Annotated in this window: 1 protein-coding gene; it reads left to right on the forward strand. The window is 50.0% G+C overall.

The features are described 5' to 3' along the window. On the forward strand, positions 1 to 492 hold a 492-nt coding region (locus R7Q11_RS29180; RefSeq protein WP_225467346.1), incomplete at its 5' end, for a 3'-5' exonuclease. Positions 493 to 524 lie beyond the last annotated feature (32 nt).

The following is a 524-nucleotide window of genomic DNA, read 5'->3' on the forward strand; positions in this document are numbered from 1 at the left end:
AGTGCAAAAGGCTTGGAATTCCCATTGGTGTTTATGGTGGGCGTTGAAGAAGGCATGTTCCCAAGCCAGATGTCGGCGGAAGAGGCAGGGCGGTTAGAGGAAGAGCGCCGCCTGTGCTACGTCGGTATGACGCGCGCGATGCAAAAACTCTACATCACTTACGCGGAAATGCGCCGTTTGTATGGTCAAGATAAGTACCATAAGCCATCGCGTTTTATTCGTGAGTTGCCGGAAACGTGCCTGGACGAAGTGCGGATGAAAGCGCAAGTCAGCCGACCTGCAAGCAGTGGTCGCTTTAGCCAAACTGCGGTGAAAGAGAACTTCAACGAGACGGGCTTTTCACTTGGTTCACGCGTAATGCATCCAAAGTTTGGCGAAGGCACCATCATTAACTTTGAAGGCAGCGGTCCACAGAGTCGCGTTCAAATTGCGTTCAATGGTGAAGGCATTAAATGGTTAGTGACTGCTTACGCTAGACTAGAGAAATTGTAAGGCTTTTATCGAAAGCTAGCTTGCATTGTTCG

Source organism: Vibrio sp. 970 (genome assembly GCF_033339075.1).